Source organism: Novosphingobium sp. G106, assembly GCF_019075875.1.
GTDB lineage: Bacteria > Pseudomonadota > Alphaproteobacteria > Sphingomonadales > Sphingomonadaceae > Novosphingobium.
The window spans coordinates 187,244-206,240 of record NZ_JAHOOZ010000002.1; the positions used below are offsets into that span (position 1 = coordinate 187,244).

Consider the following 18,997-nt stretch of genomic DNA (forward strand, 5'->3'; position numbering starts at 1 on the left):
CGGCAATGACCTCGGGGTCTATTTCGACGCCGATGATCGAAACGTCCGGTAGATTTCGATAGCAATATTTTGCCAGCGACCCTCCGCCCAGCCCGATGATCTCGATCGTCTCCGGTGAAGGGTTGAACAGGGGAAACCCATCATCAGGCGCGTGTAGTTCAGCAGCAACCTGTCGGGACCCTCGATGCTCATCGCGCTTTGCACGAAGGCCGAGTTTGCGAGAAGGCTTCGTATGTCGCCCAGCTCGAAGACAAGCGGGGCGTCAAATCCAACTTGCTCCATTTGATACGGATCGCGCTGGTCAAACCCAAATCGCTCGGCATAACGCTGGTCGCGATCGATACCGTCGATATGGTCGAGAAAATCATCCAGCTCCGCTCTCGCTGCGTCGCCATGCAAGTCCCGCCCTGTGTCGGGCGAGAGGGCGATTACGCTCTCGTCTTCCAGGCCTTCTGGGCACTTATCCGTCATTGTCACGACGCGCATCGTCACGGCGTGCGTTCTGCCGATCGTGGGCGCGTCCCCCTGCGACGGTGACGCTGAAGAACAACACGAGCAGCACAATGGAGATAAGGATGATCCAGAATATGATCACGGGCGCCTCCTGTTTGAAAGAATGGAGATTCTACGAGGAGCGATTTGCCGGCCGCGCGGAGATCAAGACTGGAGTCGCAGTCCGAACCTCGCGGCCGGTTCCGAATGCACGCGGGATCAACGGACTTGTCGCTTTTCGAACTGCTGGGCTTTCTCGTACATCTCTTGCCAAGCGGCGGCGGCGCGAAGTGCTTGATCTCGGATATTCGGCAGAAGTGTCTCGGCTGCCTGCGCAAGGGATGCGTTCATGCGCGTCAGGTAGAATTCGCTATTACGCGCTGTCGGTTTGAGGTTGGGACGCGGGGTCATCTCACCAGCACCTTGGTTAGGTTTTTTCAGCGGTTGGAACAGAACCGTTTTGGCCAAGCTTCGATCCTGGGTTAACAGCCCGCCGTCGCCAGCATGCGGGAGAGCGGATGCTGGGGTGGCCGAATTCACCCGTCATGCTCGCTTCGAAGACCGCCGAGAAAAAACGCGAAACGTCTCTTCTTCATAGCCAATGGCGTTGTAGAATCGCGCGGCCTCGTCGTTGTCGGGACGAACCATCAATTGGATCTTGGCGGGGGCGTACTGTGCCAGCCAATCCTCGCAGGCTCGGGCTAGTTTTCGGCCAAGCCCCCATCTGCGAAAATCGCCTTCGACACCCAGGTTATAGATCCACCCGCGATGACCGTCCCAACCGGTCATCGCAGTGCCGATCAGGTGACCACTGGCAAACGCGCCGATGATCGTGGACGTTGGCCCGTTGAGCGCCCGCTGGGCATCGGCAACCGGATCGTTCCAGGGGCGGGTCAAGTCGCAAGCGTCCCAAAGCTTCACCGCCTCGTCAACTTCCGAACTCGCCAACGGCCGCACCTCGATCATGATCCGGTCTCCTCGTCGACCGGCGCCGGGCGCTCCTTTTGGAATCCGTGCATGCCGAACCACCATTGCAGGGCGATGATCGCGCCCTTGGCCGGCTGCAGCAGCGCGATCATCAAAATCATCGCAAGAGGCATCACGATTGCAACCAGAGCGGCGACCGACAATTCCGCATCGCGAACGAGCGCAATGATCAATGGGGCCAAGAGGTGTCCGGTTATCAGGATCGAGACGTATGCGGGGGAAATCATCTGCCTGTTGATGAGACCAGTCCTGCCCGCAATTCGGACAGCGCGGCCGCGGCTTGAGGAAACGAAGAAAGAGCTTCGTTTCCTTGCACCGGGGACAATGGCCCCGCGCGCCCCGGGCCATGGCCTCCACCGCCGAAGCGGGCAGGACGGGTGGCGCCGCGGGAGTGATGGTTTGTGGGTCGGACACGGTTTCGGGCTTCGTTGGCAAGTGGTCAAACGGTGATGCCATGAGATCAGGCATCGAACACACCAGGCGGAGCGGCTGCGCGCACGCTTTCGTCGACATGTGCGACAAATTGCGTAAAATTGCGCCGGAAGCGGTCAGCAAGACCGCGTGCAGCTTGGTCGTAGCTGTCAGCATCGGCCCAGGTCGCCCGCGGGTCAAGAATGCGGGTCTCGACGCCGTCCACTTCGATCGGAACCTCGAACCCGAAATTGGGATCGGTGCGGAACCGCGCTTGGTTGAGCTTGCCCGAAAGCGCCGCATTGAGCAGTGCTCGCGTCACCTTGATCGGCATGCGCGATCCCGTTCCGTATTGTCCGCCGGTCCAGCCCGTGTTGACCAGCCAGCAGTCGGCACCGCCCTTGGCGATGCGTTTGCGGAGCAGATTGCCGTAAACGCTCGGGTGACGGGGCATGAACGGTGCGCCGAAGCAGGTCGAGAATGTCGCCTCCGGCTCGGTCACGCCGAGCTCGGTACCGGCGACCTTTGCGGTATAGCCAGAGAGAAAATGGTACATCGCCTGCTCGGGCGTGAGCTTCGCGATCGGCGGCAGCACTCCGAAGGCATCCGCCGTCAGCATGATGATGTTCTTCGGAACCGGCCCCATATTGTCGGCGGAGGCATTGGGGATGAAGTCGATCGGATAGGCGCCGCGGCTATTCTCGGCGAGCGAGGCATCGTCGAGGTCTAGGGCTCGCGTCTCCGGATCCATGACGACATTTTCCAGGATGGTCCCGAACCGGCGGGTCGTCGCGTAGATCTCGGGCTCGGCCTCGGCCGAGAGGCGGATCATCTTGGCATAGCATCCGCCCTCGAAGTTGAAGACGGCGGTATCCGACCAGCCATGTTCGTCATCGCCGATGAGCGTGCGCGAGGCGTCGGCGGAAAGCGTGGTCTTGCCGGTGCCCGACAGACCGAAGAATATTGCCGTGTCGCCCGCTGGGCCGATGTTCGCCGAGCAGTGCATCGGCATGACGCCGCGCTCGGGCAAGACAAAGTTCAGGACCGAGAACACGGCCTTCTTCATTTCGCCAGCATAGCCGGTGCCGCCGATCAGGATCAGCCGGTGCATGAAATCGACAGCGACCACGGTTTGCGACCGGCAGCCGTGGCGTTCCGGATCGGCACGGAAGCTAGGCAGATCGATAATCGTATAGTCGGCCGTGAAATGCAGGAGCTCGTCTTGCGTAGGACGCACCAGCATGGTCCGCACGAACTGCGAATGCCAGGCGAGTTCGGTGACGACGCGCACACCCACGCGATATTCCGCCTGCGATCCGCCAAAAAGATCTTGGACGAAAACATCATCGAGCGTTGCGAGGTGCTGCAGGAAATCCGCCCGCAGATTGGCGAAGGCCTCTCCCCTCATGGGCTTGTTCGACGCGCCCCACCAGACGTCATCCTTGGTGAGCACGTCGCGCACGATGAACTTGTCCTGCGCGGAGCGCCCGGTGTGCTGTCCGGTCTCGACCACCAGAGCGCCATGCTCGGACAGCCGGCCTTCGCCGCGTCGCAACGCGATCTCGGTCAACGCGGGCGTATCGCGGTTCTCGTGGAGCCTCTCGCCGGCTTTGATCCTGATGTCAGGAACGGTGAATGTCAGCGTCATTGTATGCGAGGCCTCTCGGTTCTGTTAGGGAAGATCAAGGAATCAGACGTTGCCTGGCGGCACGTCCACGGGGAGCTTGAGACTAAGCTTCGGACGCCGGGGCCGATCGGGTTTTGCCGGCGTGTCCGAGGCCGCAAGCGCTGACGAGGATCTCGGCGCCATGCCGGTCCCACGATTTCGAAGCTTGCGACTGCGCCTCTTGTCTTCGATCATGTCGCGTCCCGCCCTGCTTCTGATCGGATAGCCCGACGATCTCCTTCCTCCAGGACATGCGCTATCTCCGACAGGAGCATGGAGGCTTCCAGGGGCGTGAGGGCGGCTTCGCAAAGCTGTCCATCGCCGTGATGGAAGGTCAGCACCACGCGATACTCATCCGGAGCCTGGGGCATAAGGCGCAGATGGGCGTTGAAGCCGCTCATCTGAGCGCGGGAGCTGCTCAAATCGGCAGGGTCTTGCCCGCATCCAGATGATTCAACGATTGGCATAATGCATATATACAACGCACTGATAGATTGTTAATAGTGATATTTGATGTATTATACATCAGGAGTGACAATGATCACATCACAGCAATTGCGAGCCGCCCGTGCCCTTCTCGGTCTGGATCAGCGCCAGCTTGCCGAACTCGCCGGCCTCTCGCTTCCGACCATACAGCGGATGGAAGCGTCGGAGGGGCAGGTGAGGGGGATCGTCGACACGCTGGTGAAGGTCATCACCGCGCTCGAGGGTGCTGGCATTGAGCTACTCGGCGAGAACGCGCCAAGCACGGGCGTTGGGCGAGGGGTTCGGCTACGCGAAACCGCGAGCGGCGTCCGGGGCGCGCGTGGTTCGTCGCTTCTCTATGACAAGGTGGCGGAGCGGGAGACCGAGCGGTGATGCAGGCGGCCTTCGGGCCCAAGCTCGCGACGGTGCTTCGCGAGGGCTATTCTTCTCGCCTCCTCCGGGCCGATGCCATTGCAGGACTGACAGTCGCGATCGTGGCGCTGCCGCTCGCGATGGCGCTGGGTATCGCCAGCGGCGCTTCGCCGGACAAGGGCCTCGTCACGGCAGTCGTGGCGGGATTTCTAATCTCTGCCCTTGGCGGCTCGCGGGTTCAGGTGGGTGGTCCCACCGGTGCCTTTGTCGTCGTAATTTTCAATGTCATCGCCAAGCACGGCTATGACGGACTGCTCATCGCAACGCTGCTTGCCGGGCTTATCCTGATTCTCGCGGGAGTCTTCCGCTTCGGGCAGCTCATCAAATATATCCCTCACCCCGTGGTGACTGGTTTCACCGCTGGCATTGCCGTGATTATCGCCTCGAGCCAGGTGAAGGATTTCCTGGGGCTGTCGATCGACAAGGTGCCGGCTGATTTCATTCCCAAATGGGAAGCCTATCTCGATGCGATAGCGACAACCAGCGGGGCCACCGTGGCGGTTGGCGTGGGCGCTCTCGCGATCATCATCGCGCTGCGCAAGCTTGCGCCCAAGCTGCCCGGTTTCCTGATAGCTGTGGTCGTCACCTCTGTGGCCGTGGCCCTGCTCAAGCTGCCGGTGGACACGATCGGCTCGCGCTTTCCCGAAATTCCGCCGGGCCTGCCCATGCCGTCCTTGCCCGAAATCTCGCTCGCAAAGATCAATGCGGTCCTGCCTTCGGCTTTCACCATCGCCTTCCTCGCGGGGATCGAGGCTCTGCTGTCGGCCGTGGTGGCGGATGGCATGGCCGGGACGCGCCATCGCTCCAACCAGGAGCTGATCGGGCAGGGCGTTGCAAACCTGGGCTCGGCGCTGTTCGGCGGGCTTCCGGCTACCGGTGCGATCGCGCGGACCGCGACCAATATTCGCTCGGGCGCGAAGACGCCGGTTGCGGGCATCATGCACGCCGTCTTCCTGCTGCTGTTCATCCTGTTTGCCACCGATCTCATGGCCTATGTACCGATGGCCGCCTTGGCGGCGATCCTCTTCATGGTTGCCTGGGGCATGAGCGAGTACGAGCGGTTTCTGGCGCTGCTCCGCATGCCCAACAGCGACCGCTCGGTTCTTCTCCTGACCTTCGGTCTGACGGTCCTGGTGGACTTGACGGTCGCCATCGGTGTTGGCGTCACCTTGGCCTCACTGCTGTTCATGGCGCGCATGGCCGAAGCGGTCGAGGTCGATACCAGCAACGGCAAGGACATCGATCTCGATTCCGAAGACGTCCACCAGCGCGATACCTTGCCTGCAGGGGTCGAGGTCTTTCGGATCAACGGTCCATTCTTCTTCGGCGTCGCGGGTGAGCTGCTCGACACCCTGCGCCGGCTCGGCGAGTCTCCCAGGGCTATCATCTTGCGCATGCGGCTGGTCCCGCTGCTCGATGCCAGCGGCGTTCGGACACTTGAGGAGTTCATCGAGCAAGCGCGGGTCGCCGGCGCCAGGGTTATCCTGTCGGGTGTGCAACCGCAGCCCAGGTCGATGCTTGAGCGCGTTCATCTTGGCCAGGGGTCCGAGAAGCTCTTCTATGCCGCCGATTATGCCGCCGCACAGGCCCTCGCGCGGGACCTTCTCGATGCGAGTTATACCAATCCCGCTTGATAGCGCGCGCAAGCTCGACGCGAACGATACGATTTGTACTCATAAGGAAGGACCGATGTTGCAGGACGTTGTAATTCTCGCCGCCGCTCGCACCGCGATCGGCGACTTCGGCGGAAGCCTCAAAGACATTGCCCCTTCGGAGCTGGGCCGGATTGTTATCTCGGAAGCCATCAAGCGAGCAGGTCTGAGCCCCGCTCAAATAGGTCACGTTGTGCTTGGCCAGGTGATCCAGAGCGAACCACGGGATGCTTATGTCTCCCGCATCGCGGCGATTGCGGCGGGGATTCCCGACCGCACGCCGGCCTTGACGCTCAATCGTTTATGCGGTTCGAGCGTGCAGGCGCTGATCTCCGCTGCGCAGATGATCAAGCTGGGCGAGTGTGAATTTGCGGTTGCCGGCGGCGTCGAGAGCATGAGCCAGTCGCCGCACGTCGTCAAAACGATGCGCTGGGGTCGGCGCATGGGCGACGGCGTCATGATCGACGCGATGAACGCCACGCTCAACGACCCGTTCGGGGCCGGCCACATGGGGGTCACGGCGGAGAACGTGGCCGATCGCTATTCGATCACGCGTCAGATGCAGGACGAACTGGCGGCCGAAAGTCATCGGCGCGCGGCCATCGCGCAGGCCGAGGGCTGGTTCGAGGCGCAGATCGTTCCTGTCGACGTCCGGGGCAAGGATGGACCGGTACAGTTCGCGCTGGACGAACATGTCCGTACCGAGCTTTCTCACGCCGCGTTGCAAGCGCTAAAGCCGATTTTCCGACAGGAGAACGGCACGGTGACCGCAGGGAATGCGAGCGGGATCAATGACGGGGCGGCCGCTTTGGTGCTCGCATCGGCTGACGCAGCCGCGCGCCACGGGCTGGAGCCCAGGGCGCGCGTCGTCGGCTGGGGCCATGCGGGCGTGGCGCCCGAGGTCATGGGGTTGGGCCCTGTCGAGGCGGTGCCGATCGCGCTCAATCGCTGCGGCTTGACGCTTGCCGACATGGACGTGATCGAAGCGAATGAAGCCTTTGCCGCGCAAGCCTGTGCCGTCGCCAAGCTTCTCGGCTTCGATCCCGACAAGGTAAACCCGAACGGAAGCGGTATCGCGCTTGGCCATCCGGTTGGCGCGACCGGCGCTATCATAACGATCAAGGCGATGTATGAACTTGAGCGCATCGGTGGCCGCTATGGTCTCGTCACGATGTGCATCGGCGGCGGGCAAGGTATAGCGCTTGTCATCGAGCGATTGCCGCGGGCAGACACAGACTATGCCAGGCATTGACCAGTTTCGCTGCTTTCGCCGGGGCCCGGGACATTGGAGACCGCGCGCGCTGAGCGCGCGCTTGTTCCGCTAGCCCGCAGCTTGGCGGCCTTAGCCGGGTTCATCGACGCCGCGGGTTTTCTGGCGTTTGGACGCGTATATCTGTCTTCCCCTGACGCGAACGCCACGATCCTTGGCGTAGAGCTTGCCGGCGGTCGGTCGCTCCAGCTCGCGGCGACAGCGCTGAGGAGCTTTCTCGTTGGGGTCATTCTCACGACGCTGTGCGCGTACCGGCTCCGGCGCTGGCGCCGTACCGCCATTCTGACCGCCCTGCTGCCTGCGCTGTTCATCGCCTTCCTGTGTCTTGAAGCCGGCGGTTTCTATTCCTCCCTGGCAATTTTGGCCGCTGCTGCCGGAGGTTTTCATTGTGTTCTCGAGCGGGATCCGCACCGTCTTCACGAAGGCATGTTCGCATCAGCGCAGATGGTCCGCTTGGGCGAAGCGTTGGGCTCGCGCTGGATTGACGGAAAATCAGGATCGATCGGTAGCCACTCGGTGTTCTGACTCTGCTTCGTCGGTGGCGCCATCGCGGGAACGATGGCTTCGATCGGTACGGGCGAATGGGCTCTCGCGATCGCATCGCTTGGAGCGGCCTTGCTCGCTCTTCAGGCTGGGGCGATCGAGAGGGGCCTGTCCGCCTAATGAGGCAGGCCCGAAATGGAAGGAGTGCATGATGAGTGACGAAGACTACGTGTTCGATGAAGAGTCTGGAGACTGGGTTCCTGCAAGCCAACTACGGACGACGGACGCGGGCGCGGATGTCGAAGTGCGCGATGCGGTCGGAAACCTCTTGTCCGACGGCGATCAAGTCACGCTCTTGAAGGATCTCACTGTCAAAGGAGCGGGCCAGACGCTGAAGCGCGGCACCTTGATTAGGTCGATCAGGCTAACCGGCGATCCGCAGGAGATCGATTGTCGCTATGAAGGGATCAAAGACTTGGTGCTCAGGGCCGAATTCGTGAAGAAGCGCAACTGAAGCGCTGCCCAGGCAGATCCGGCTACGGCTATTGGAAAGGGAGACGGCGCGGCTCAGATTGGTTTTGCCGTTGGAGCGTAGGTGCGTACAGTCCTCGTCATCGATTATTGTACGCTGGGCTGCTACATCGAGAGGCAAGTTGATGCGCCGTTCCTGGCCGCGCTGCCGGACAGTGGGCCACTTTGACGCCACGATTTTCCCGCGCAACGCACCTGAAAAATATGCGGGCAGTTAGCCGTAAGTGCGCGGCCGCCTCATACTCCCTCTGCTCATTGGTGGGGCTGGCTGGATCAGGTTCCTTCGAGTGTTCTACAGAACCGGCGAATGCGCTCGAAGTCGTTCAACCCATCGTGACCAGAATCTTATGCCTCTTGCCGTCATCGGGCAGGTCGAAGGAGAGCGGCCGCCCCATGATAGGAGCGTCATCCATCATCGCCTTAGCAATGCCTTGAACGACGCCGTCGGGGTTTTCGACGCGGATGTCGAAACGCGTCGATCCTCGGCGCAGGGCAATCTCGAAGCCCGGCCATCCGACCGGAATGCAGGGATTCAGAACAAGTGATGAGCCGCGCACCCGCAAGCCCAGAATCTCTTCAATTCCGGCACGATACAGCCATGCAGCCGAGCCCGTGTACCAAGTCCATCCGCCACGCCCCAAATGATCTGCAGCGGCATAGACATCGGCTGCAACCACATAGGGTTCCACCCTGTACCGACGCAGGTCGGCACGGTTGCGGGCGTGGTTGATCGGATTGAGCATCGAGAAGAGACCGGCCGCTTTTTCGCCTTCGCCGAGGCGAGCTAACGCGATGATCGACCAGATTGCACCATGCGTGTACTGGCCGCCATTTTCGCGGATACCGGGCGGATATCCCTTGATGTAGCCTGGATCGTGAGAGGTCCGGTCGAAGGGTGGGGTGAATAACAAGGACAGACCGTCATCGCTCCGTATCAACTCGCGCTCCACCGCTGCCATGGCACGCCGTGCGCGCTCCGGATTTGCGACGTTTGACATGACCGCCCAGGACTGCGCGATAGAGTCGATCCGGCATTCGTCATTGGCCGCCGAACCGATGGCCGTGCCATCGTCGAACCAAGCCCGCAGATACCAACCGCCGTCCCAAGCCTCACGCTCGATCGCCTTCTGCAGCGTCGAGGCCTCGGCGCGCCAGTGGGAGGCTCGTTCAGTGTCGCCGCGCGCTTGCGCTATCTCTGCAAATCTCGTCAGGGACATGTGAGACAGCCAGGCTAGCCATACGCTTTCTCCCTTTCCCTGCTCGCCCACCCGATTCATGCCATCGTTCCAGTCGCCGCCTCCAATCAAGGGGAGGCCATGAACACCTCGATCGAGACTCGCGTCCAAAGCGAGCGCGCAATGCTCGTAGAGGCTGCCCATTCGGTCCGAAACAGTTGGGGCGAAGAAGCTGTCGTGCTGGTCATCTTTCAGGCTCGGCCCTTCGAGGAAGGCAATGGCCTCTTCGAGCAGCGAGGCATCGCCCGTGGTCTCGAGGTAGTGAGCAACGCAAAAGGCGAGCCAAAGCCTGTCGTCGGAGATCCGAGTGCGAACGCCTTGTCCTGAGTGCGGTAGCCACCAGTGCTGCACATCGCCTTCGGGAAATTGGCGGCCCGCGGCCCGTATCAAATGCTCGCGGGTCAAGGAGGGGCGGATCGGAGCGAGCGCCATGCCGTCCTGGAGTTGATCGCGAAAGCCGTAAGCGCCGCTAGCCTGGTAGAACCCTGAGCGCGCCCAAAGACGACAAGCGATTGTCTGGTACAGCAACCAGCCATTGAGCATGACGTCCATCGAGCGATCGGGCGTCTTGACCTGGACCACGCTGAGCAGATCCTCCCACTGCCCGCGAACATCGTCGAGCACCTTGTCTAGATCCACATTTCGATAGCGTGTGACGAGCGCGGAGGCGTGTTCCGGGTCGGCCGCGTCGCCCAACAGAATCACAATCTCGGTTTCAGCACCCGGCGGGAGATCGACGATCGTCGCCATGGCACCGCATGGATCGAACCCGGCTCCGACCGCGCCGGAGAGTTCGCTTTCGTTAGACAGCGCGATGGGATCCGACAGGCAGCCGTTGCGACCGATGAACTCACGGCGATCGCCGGTCCAACTCGTTTGACGCCCCCTCATATCAAGAAACGCTACCCGCCGGGCGAAGGCCGCGTTCCATGGATTGCGGGCGAACATCGCGCGCAGTTTCGGAGCGATCTCAGTGATGACGAAGGGTGCTGACGCCGCGCGGGACGTTCCCAGCACCCATTCGACATAGGCCGTGATCGACAAACGCCGTGGTCTATTCGTGGTATTACGAAGCTTGAGCCGGGTGATCTTAACCGGATCGGCGATTGGCACGTAAACGAGTAGCTCCGAGGCTATTCCATGCACTTCATGATCAAACCGGCTGTACCCCCAACCATGCCGGGCCACATAGATGCCGGCGTCGTTGCGTATCGGCAGTGCAGTGGGTGTCCAGAGTTCACCGGAATCCTCATCACGCAGGTATATCACCTCACCAGGGGCGTCGGTCACGGGATCGTTCGACCATGGCGTCAGTTGATGCTCGCGGCTGTTCACCGACCAACTAAAGCCGCAGCCCTCGGCCGAAATCTGGAAGCCGAATTCCTGGTTTGCTATCACATTGATCCACGGCGCCGGAGTGGACTGACCCGGGCCAAGTGTAATCGTATACTCTCGCCCTTCATCGGCAAACCCGCCAACACCATTGAAGAATTCCAGTTTGGGGCCGGCTGCCATGCGCGGCTGCGACCCGCGAGCTACGACTTTCCGCGCGGGGCGCGACGGGGCCATGGTCTCCTTGAGCCGACCGAGTTGTTCGGCGAGCCCGCCTCCATCACCCGTAAGCCGCACCCTCGCAACCGATGCCAATAACGCGCATGTTTCGGGCGGAACCAGATCAGCGCGCAGCACGAACACCTGACCTGTCGCGCCCTCTACAGTGGTTGGCCGCCGGGCTTGGCTCGCGCGCAACGTGGCCTCAATCGTTGTCTGCAAGTCCTGGACGTAAGACGAAGCCCGTTCGTTCAGGATCACGAGGTCCACCTCGAGCCTGCGAGCACGCCAATATTCCATGGCCTGCAGCAGTTGGTGGACGATCCGGATATCCTCAATGTTGGCAATGCGCAGAAGGATGATCGGCAGGTCGCCCGAGATGCTTTGTGGCCAGAGGCCCGACTGTGGCCCGGCGCCGCGGACAATTACCTCCGAGGATGGGCGAAGCGTCGGGCCGGCATAGAGGAGACGTCCTGCCAGGCGTTGGAACGCCCCGGCCTCATCCCGGTCGATGCCGAGATGATGAAGCTCCACCTGCGACTGGGTCCACGCGAGCGTCACCGCCCGGTCGAATGCGCTGACGTCGTTTGTCTTGTCGATGACGTCGATCAGGTCTTCTCGAGAACCGGCCACCAATGTCCAGAAATCGATATGGACGGCTGCTCCTGGTGCCAGGCGCACCCTTCGGCGCAGGACAAAGACGGGATCGAGCACTGCGCCCGTCGACTGAGCGAGAAGACGACCGTCGATTACCGCTGCCGGGGTCCGTACGCCGAGCCCTCGGCCCAGGAAACGAGCCCGGTCTGTCTCAAACTCCGCCTTTCCGACACCTTCGTTCGAAGTGACCGAATGATGCGCTGCCCAAATTTCGGGCTCGTCTGACGATCGGTGGCGGCGAGTAGCCAGGATAGCACCCAAGCGCGCTACATATTCGGTTTCGACAAAGAGTTTCGAGAACACTGGATGGGCATTGTCTGCCGCCTGCGGTGCGAGCGCGATCTCGGCGTAGGACGTGACTTCGACCTCTCTTGGTCGCCTGCCATTATTGGCGAGCGTCAGACGCCGGACTTCGGCGTCGTCCTCCGTCGAAACGACGACCTCGAGCGTTGTGTGAAGACTGCCGTCCTGGCGCGAAAATGTCGCGCGCTCCTCACTGAACGCGACCGAATATTCATCCGGTCGCACGCTCGTCGGCTGGTAGGTGGCGGACCACAGGAGATCGCTCTCCACGTCGCGCAAATAGATGAACGAGCCCCAATTGTCGCAGGTCGCATCTTCGCGCCAACGGGTCACTGAGAGTTCCCGACAGCGGCTGTAGCCCGATCCGGCTGCGGTAAGCATGACACTATAGCGCCCATTGGAAAGAAGATGGGTGACAGGAGAGAGGGCGTGCGGGTCAGCATCTCGCCATTGTGCCGACGCCTCGAATTCGCGAATGCGGGTATCGGGCTTGGAATCGCTCGCCCATGCCGGTGCGGTTGCAATTTCGCGAGGCATTCGCTCGTGGAGCAGCAGTTCGGTTGCGCGCACGATCGGTTCGGCATGGAAGCGCTCGCGCATCAAACCGCCAAGCAAGGCATCGGCGATGGCGACAACTGTCATTCCCTGGTGATGGGCCATGAATGCGCGGACAACCGCAACCTTCTGATCGTCGAGCAAGCGACGTGGTGTGAAGTCTAGCGCTTCGAAAAATCCGAAACGGCCGCGGGCATCGTAAGCTTTCAGCCGCGAGAAGTTACGTGCCGCAGCGACCGGATCGATTACTGCCGCGAGCGCTGTCGCATAAGGCGCGATGACGGCCTCTTCACTCAGGCCTCGTTTAAGGCCAAGGTCCGGAATGCCAAAGTTGGAATATTGATAGGTGTGCTCGAGGTCGCGCGCATTATAGGCGGATTCGGATATTCCCCAGGGCGTCGCCAGTTTCCGGCCGTATTCGATCTGCTTCCGGACTACAGCGCGATTGGTTCGCCCAATAATGCTTTCGCTGGGCGCGCGCATTATCAAAGCGGGCATGAGATATTCGAACATCGAGCCGGACCAAGACATCAAGGCCGCACCACCGGCGACCGGCGTAACGGCATGCCCAAGTCGGAACCAATGACGGGCAGGAAGATCGCCCTTGGCGATTGCGACGAAGCTTGCCAAACGGGCTTCTGAAGCCAGAAGGTCGTAGCAGCTTTCGTCCAAAGCGCCGTCGCGCATGATGAAGCCGATAGAAAGCAGTTGGCGCTCATCGTTCAGAAGGAAGCCGAACTCCATCGCCGATGCTATGTCCCGTGCCTCGCGGGCGAGAGCCGCCAGGCGCACAACCACATCGACTTTGGTTTCAGTGTCGCGCCGGTGGCTGACGATCGAATGGCATACCGCCCGCGCCCAGAAGAGAATGTCCTCGGTATCCTCGCCTCTCTCAGCTGCGAACGCTTTGGCAAGATCGACCAAGAGTTCTGCCGGTCCCGCGAGCCGCCCGAGACGGGCGGCGAGTGTTTCATCGCCGGCCGAGGGTTGGCTCATTTGGCCGGCAACGGTAGCGAGGGTCTCGTCGAGCTGATCCCAGGTGACGGTTTCGGTGCGGCGGCGGTCCCGCAGCGTTTCGATCTCTTCGCGCAGGAGCGAGAGTGCGTCGGAAATGCCGGCGAGCCGCCGCTCATCGTCGAGCTGCCGCGTGCACCAGTCCTCGCATGCGCCGGCGAGCGCGATAAGGTGCCCTGCAAGATTGCCGCTATCGACCGACGACACATACTGGGGGTCGAGAGCGCGGAGGCTTTCCGTATCGTACCAGTTGTAAAAATGCCCGCGGTATCGGTCGAGCTTAGCCATGGTTGACATCGTCGCCTCGAGGCGCTCGATCGTATCGAGCGTGCCCACCCAGCCGAAGTCGTGCGCGCTAGCGGCCGACAAGAGGTAGAGTCCGATGTTGGTCGGAGACGTGCGCCTCGCGAGGACCGGAGATGGGACTTCCTGGAAATTGTCCGGCGGAAGCATGTGATCGCTCGGCGTCACAAACGTCTCGAAATAGCGCCAGGTTCGTCGTGCGGTGAGCCTGAGCGCCTGTCGGTCCGAGTCCTCTAGTTCACGTTCTGCGAACGCAGGTGAGGGTTGGCTCACCCATTTCGCGACTGCCGGAGAAGCGATCCAGAGCACCCCAAAGGGCAGAGCCAGATATACGGTGCCACCGCCAAAGTAGAGCGTGCCTGCAATTGCGGTCGCACCAGTCAAGACTGCGCCTATCATCCAGTGATAGTAGGTGGTGATCGTGGGATCGCGGCCGATGCTCGCCTGCGCCGCTGGGGTCCATTGCAGGAGATTGCGACGGGTAACAAACAGTCGCAGCAGGGTTCGAATGACCGCGTCGGCCATGAGCCAGGCCTGGTGCGCGAGGAGCACGATGATCAAGAGGATTTGCACGAGCGCGCTGCCCAGATCCCCCAGGATTCTCGCGAAATGAACGCGAGTTGGGATGCCGGGATGCCGGGTCCATGCCGAGGCGAGGACCGGGGACAAACTTGGCAAGGCGATCATGGCAAGGAAGAATAACGTCCAGACGACCGAAGCCTGGAACGGCAAAGTCCATCCCGCGAAAAGCGCGAGAATGCAGGTCAACGACGTGACGGACCGACGCAGATTGTCGACCATCTTCCAGCGACCGCTGGCCGGCATTCGGGCGGGCATGCTCCGGGACTTGCCGAGGAGCGGACTGAACCCGAGGATCCAGGGTAGCAATTGCCAGTCGCCGCGAGCCCAGCGATGGTATCGCAGCGATGCGGCGTCATAGCGTGCCGGAAAAGTTTCGACGACCTCGACATCGGAGGCAAGACCCGCACGAGCAAACACGCCCTCGAACAAGTCATGGCTGAGCAAAGTTGAATCGGGCACTCGATCGGCGAGCACGGTCTCGAACGCGTCGAGCGCATAGATGCCCTTGCCTGCGTAAGATCCTTCACCGAACAGATCCTGATACACGTCAGAAACGGCAGCAGAGTATGGATCGATGCCGCTCGGACTGGAAAAGACGCGCTGATAGACCGAGCCTTCCTCGCCCAACGGAAGATCCGGGGTCACTCTGGGCTGAAGGATAGTATAGCCCTCGGTGACGCGGCGCCTGACGGGGTCGACAATCGGTTGATTTAATGGATGCGCCATCTTGCCGATCAGCTTCCGGACCGTGTCGGGAGGCACTCGAGTATCGGCATCCAACGTGATGACATAGCGAACGCCCTCTGGTGCGGTCGGCGACCGTCCATCGAGCGTTATGAACGTTGTGTCTTTTGCTCCTCGAAGCAGACGGTTGAGCTCATGAAGCTTGCCGCGTTTGCGCTCCCAACCGATCCACTGACGCTGGCTTTCATTCCAGACTCGGCGGCGATGGAGCAGCAAGAACCTTTCGCCACCGGGCGCCGGCGCATACTTGCGGTTCAAGCCAGCGATTGCGTCAACCGCTGCTCGCAATAATTTGTCGTCACCCTCGACAGTCTCACTTGCCGCATCACACCAGTCTGAGAGAAGCGCGAACTGAATGTCGCCGCCCACACTCGCGAGATGGTGGATTTCCAACTGTTCAACCTGCTCGAGAACCTTCTCGACGCGGGTTAGCATCGTCGGCACGACCACCATCGTCCGCAACGGCTCCGGCACTCCCTTGCGGAGTTCGAGACCAGGAATCTGGGTTGCGCCGAACTGGTGGGTAACGATCTGGTTGACGAGCGATACCGCCGAATCGATCGCTGGCACCGCGCCCAACAGCCCGAGGACGCCGAGCAACAGCCAGCCCATGTTGGCTTCGACATGGAAAAGGACAGGAAAGCCGAGCAGCAAAAGCGCGACGAGTGCACCCGCACCGGCATAACCGCCGACCCCAAGGGCACGATAGGCGCGGTTGACCAATGCCCACAATGAGGGTCGAAAACCAAGAATCGTTTCGAAAACGGGCCGGCCTTCGGCGGTCAGGTAGTAGCCGGGATCCTTACGCCGCGGTTCGACCGCGCCCGCTGCCACGTTGACAGCGTGTTGCGCAACATCCAGTTCGTTCCGGCCCGATCCGCGAGCGAGTTGCTCGATGGAAGTTCGATAGAGATTGCGTGTCGCGAAATCCATCTCGGCGAAATCGCAGCTCTTGGCGAGCACGACATCAACCAGAGAAACACGTTCGAAGAGAACCGCCCAGTCCACGTCCGAGATGTGCCGCATACTTGTAATGATATTGCGTACGGTGACATTGGCCGCGATCTGCCTTTGCTGCTCATCGTGGATCGCGCTGTCCATCGTTCTCCCGTCCGCCGCGAGCCGCTCATCGAGGCGGCCAAGCATGGCGGTAAGGGCGGGACTCTGATCCCTAAGCCGATGGATCAATTGCAGCGCCAGGGCATCGGATGGAGGGGACGAGCCGAGTTCTTCGATGAGGGCTCCCTCCAACTGGTCGGAGGCCGAGATGCCCAACAATCGATCTGCGATATCGTCAGCGATGCGACGTTCGTCGCGACTGTAGACTATACGCTCGGCGATCCGCCGCAAGTTCTCGATCAGGATAATGCGCAAGGTGATGGCCGAAGCCCATAGCTCGCCGATCGTCAGCGGCTGTACCTGCTGATACGCATCAATATAGGCACACCAGGTGTTGCTATCGAAACGGCTGTCGGTGTGGGCGACGAAAGACCAGACTAAGCCGAATACCCTTGGCAGACCCTGAAACGGACCATCGGCCAGCTTCGGCAATTGTCGATAATATCGAGGCGGAAGATCCAGCCGGATTTCTCGGATTTGCCGTTCGACAAGGTGGAAATTGTCGATGAGCCATTCTGCCGCGGGTGTGATGGCTGCCTTGTCGACGACGGCTGCAAGGATTGCTCGATAGGAATGGATGAGGCTTGTTTCATTCGCGGCCAAACGGTCGAGCAGTGGATGACCCAATTGCCGATGCGGCTTTACAACCTGGGCCTGGGCCAGACTGCGTGCGTGCTCTTCCATGCGCTCGACACTGAAGATCACCTCGCGGATGGCTGCCGTGTCATTCCATGGAGGTTTGGGCATCGCCCTGCCAAGGAAGTGCCAGGGACCAGTTGACGCAAAAGGTTGTGCTGAATTGGTGTCCCTGCGCTCCTGGCTCATGCGGTCCTCCCATCAGTCTCATTCCAAGCGCCCTGTCTTGAGATCCCCGGCAACCGGCCGGCCGCTTGCTCATGAGCCTCACCAGCAAACAGGAATATGCCTGCCAATCCGCTCCCGAACGTGGAGGCCAGCACGCGCTGAAGCCGCTTCCGTGCACGCAGATGCCGGGTCTTCACCGTTGCAGGGTTAATGCCGAGCGCCTGGGCGACTTCGCCAACTTCGCGTTCCTCAATCTGACGCAGCACGAAGACCGTGCGAAATGGGACGGGCAACTGGTCGATCGCGTCGTCGATGAGTTGCTTGATCTGGCGACATGCGAGGGCGCGCTCGGGAGAGGCCGTCACCGATCCGCGCATCAGGTGCTCGCGGTAGCTTTCGAGCAGCGAGACTGGATCATCATGAAGCCACGCTCGCCGCCGGCGGCGCATGCGAACTTGTGCAAGCGCCGCGTTGATGACGATACGGGTCAGCCACGTGGATAGCGTCGATCTTCCCGCGAAGCTCCCGATTGCCGCAATGGCGCTGAGATAGGCGCTTTGCACGGCATCTTCGGCGTCTTCGCGATTTCCCAAAATCCGCAATGCAGCACGAAAAAATTGCCGGTCATTGCGTTGCATGACGAGACGCAACTCTGCTTCATCGGGATGGCTGTCGGCTGCGGCCAGTTGAAGGTCGGCACAGGCGTCGCGGCGAGGCTTCGCCCCCACGATCACACCCAGTTCCCGGATCGCGCACCAAAGCAGGTGATCGCCAGCGCATTTGGCGGCGGCGGACCCTCCTGGATTTGGACATGGCACATTGCACCGAGATTCAAACGGATCTCGGAGAAGCTAGCTGCCATGGAGATGATAGCGCGGCGAGTTCTGGGGCCAGAGCAAGCGAACATGAGGTCTCCCTTCAAACGCGCACCCGATGAAGAAAGCATCGAGTGTCGCCACGGAGCGCGCCGGACCCAGGATCAATGCTGTCCGTCCAGCGAAGTGTTGCGAAGGCCTGGTCCGAACCACTTAGAGCCCATTGCGATCGTCGCGGTTACCGCTTCAAAGCCTGAGCCCCGAGGTTCTGCTCGCCAATGAGCTCTCAGGCATCGAACAGTAGAGCAGTCTAAATCGCGCGCCTATCCAACTCCGATTGCTCGGTTTTTCCTAAATGAGCGCGGCAATTGATCAGGAAATCGCCTTCAAATCCTTATTGTATTGACCACCATCGGCTTGCTATTATTATGAAGCAAGTGAATATTATTTTTCTTTGAAATGAAAAATAGTGATATGAATGCGTGTTCCCCAATAGTTGGGAAATTTCTGGGTGCCGCCGAGCTGATGAGCCCGAAAGCACTCGCGACGCCTATTCTACTTCGGCTCCAGACCTGTCGAAACCGTCACCGCGCGTCCATTTCGGCACATCGGGCCATCGGGGCTCGGCCATTCGAAACTCATCCCAGGTAATCGACATGAACGCGATCGCAGCGTCAGGACTCAGGCTTAGTATCGACCCTCTGGGGGGGAGCCGGTCCAGCCTACTGGGCCGAGATCGTCGACAGATATGGCCTCGATGCCACAATCGTCGAGAGAAGGATCGACCCCACATTCGAGTTCATAACAGATGACTGGGACGGCAGGATCCGGATGGATTGCTCGTCGCACTACGCGATGACCCGTTTGATCGGCTGCTCGATCGGTTAGATCTAGCTGTCGCCAACGACACCGATGCCGACCGCACG

12 protein-coding genes and 1 pseudogene are annotated in these 18,997 nt (G+C 61.0%); 5 read left to right on the top strand and 8 right to left on the bottom strand.

The window, feature by feature from the left end:
• Positions 1 to 18: 18 nt before the first annotated feature.
• The 6 genes and pseudogenes from KRR38_RS31050 to KRR38_RS31070 all read right to left on the bottom strand — a co-directional run bounded on the left by KRR38_RS31050 (position 19) and on the right by KRR38_RS31070 (position 3,538).
• Positions 19 to 492: a hypothetical protein gene (locus KRR38_RS31050; protein WP_217407693.1), complete on the bottom strand. Its 474-nt coding sequence runs from the start codon at positions 490 to 492 to the stop codon at positions 19 to 21.
• Positions 493 to 711: 219 nt separating this feature from the next.
• A complete protein-coding gene (locus KRR38_RS31055; protein ID WP_217407694.1) occupies positions 712 to 960 on the bottom strand; it encodes a hypothetical protein in 249 nt (82 codons plus the stop codon).
• A 75-nt stretch (positions 961 to 1,035) separates the two neighbouring features.
• The gene (locus KRR38_RS31060) at positions 1,036 to 1,458 is read right to left on the bottom strand and encodes a GNAT family acetyltransferase (RefSeq protein WP_217407695.1); all 423 of its coding nucleotides are present in this window, start codon (positions 1,456 to 1,458) and stop codon (positions 1,036 to 1,038) included.
• Positions 1,455 to 1,652 (bottom strand): DUF983 domain-containing protein, encoded by a 198-nt coding sequence (locus KRR38_RS37535; protein ID WP_309141219.1) that lies wholly within the window; start codon positions 1,650 to 1,652, stop codon positions 1,455 to 1,457. Before KRR38_RS37535 ends, KRR38_RS31060 begins: the two co-directional genes overlap by 4 nt.
• A gap of 79 nt (positions 1,653 to 1,731) precedes the next feature.
• Positions 1,732 to 1,992 (bottom strand): annotated as a pseudogene (locus KRR38_RS37540) (hypothetical protein); the annotation flags it as partial.
• Positions 1,940 to 3,538, bottom strand: a complete 1,599-nt coding sequence (locus KRR38_RS31070) for a phosphoenolpyruvate carboxykinase (protein WP_217407696.1) — start codon at positions 3,536 to 3,538, stop codon at positions 1,940 to 1,942. The gene KRR38_RS31070 and the pseudogene KRR38_RS37540, both read right to left, overlap by 53 nt.
• A 555-nt stretch (positions 3,539 to 4,093) precedes the next feature.
• Between KRR38_RS31070 and KRR38_RS31075 the strand changes: the two genes are divergently transcribed.
• From KRR38_RS31075 to KRR38_RS31095, 5 genes are all read left to right on the top strand, one after another.
• Positions 4,094 to 4,414 carry a helix-turn-helix domain-containing protein gene (locus KRR38_RS31075; protein WP_217407697.1) on the top strand — a complete coding sequence of 107 codons (321 nt, stop codon included), beginning with the start codon at positions 4,094 to 4,096 and terminating at the stop codon, positions 4,412 to 4,414.
• A complete protein-coding gene (locus KRR38_RS31080) occupies positions 4,414 to 6,087 on the top strand; it encodes a SulP family inorganic anion transporter (protein ID WP_217407844.1) in 1,674 nt (557 codons plus the stop codon). Before KRR38_RS31075 ends, KRR38_RS31080 begins: the two co-directional genes overlap by 1 nt.
• Before the next feature lie 58 nt (positions 6,088 to 6,145).
• Entirely contained in the window at positions 6,146 to 7,357 is a 1,212-nt protein-coding gene (gene bktB / locus KRR38_RS31085) for a beta-ketothiolase BktB (protein ID WP_217407845.1), read from the top strand.
• 33 nt (positions 7,358 to 7,390) lie between these two features.
• Positions 7,391 to 7,900 (top strand): DUF1275 family protein, encoded by a 510-nt coding sequence (locus tag KRR38_RS31090; protein ID WP_217407698.1) that lies wholly within the window; start codon positions 7,391 to 7,393, stop codon positions 7,898 to 7,900.
• Between the two features lie 166 nt (positions 7,901 to 8,066).
• A complete protein-coding gene (locus KRR38_RS31095; protein ID WP_254515794.1) occupies positions 8,067 to 8,372 on the top strand; it encodes an alkylphosphonate utilization protein in 306 nt (101 codons plus the stop codon).
• Between the two features lie 340 nt (positions 8,373 to 8,712).
• Here the strand turns inward: KRR38_RS31095 and KRR38_RS31100 are convergent, their stop codons facing one another.
• Together KRR38_RS31100 and KRR38_RS31105 are read right to left on the bottom strand one after the other, a co-directional pair.
• Positions 8,713 to 17,277, bottom strand: coding sequence for a GH36-type glycosyl hydrolase domain-containing protein (locus tag KRR38_RS31100; protein ID WP_217407700.1), 8,565 nt, complete (start codon positions 17,275 to 17,277; stop codon positions 8,713 to 8,715).
• The gene (locus tag KRR38_RS31105; protein ID WP_309141220.1) at positions 17,274 to 17,990 is read right to left on the bottom strand and encodes a sigma-70 family RNA polymerase sigma factor; all 717 of its coding nucleotides are present in this window, start codon (positions 17,988 to 17,990) and stop codon (positions 17,274 to 17,276) included. The genes KRR38_RS31100 and KRR38_RS31105 overlap by 4 nt, the downstream gene beginning before the upstream one ends.
• Positions 17,991 to 18,997: the final 1,007 nt, after the last annotated feature.

Bases quoted from the DNA above. Each gene is read 5' to 3' on its own strand.
- KRR38_RS31060 (WP_217407695.1), bottom strand. From the start codon at position 1,458: ATGATCGAGGTGCGGCCGTTGGCGAGTTCGGAAGTTGACGAGGCGGTG.
- KRR38_RS31095 (WP_254515794.1), top strand. From the start codon at position 8,067: ATGATGAGTGACGAAGACTACGTGTTCGATGAAGAGTCTGGAGACTGG.
- KRR38_RS31075 (WP_217407697.1), top strand. From the start codon at position 4,094: ATGATCACATCACAGCAATTGCGAGCCGCCCGTGCCCTTCTCGGTCTG.
- KRR38_RS31080 (WP_217407844.1), top strand. From the start codon at position 4,414: ATGCAGGCGGCCTTCGGGCCCAAGCTCGCGACGGTGCTTCGCGAGGGC.
- KRR38_RS31070 (WP_217407696.1), bottom strand. From the start codon at position 3,538: ATGACGCTGACATTCACCGTTCCTGACATCAGGATCAAAGCCGGCGAG.
- KRR38_RS31100 (WP_217407700.1), bottom strand. From the start codon at position 17,277: ATGAGCCAGGAGCGCAGGGACACCAATTCAGCACAACCTTTTGCGTCA.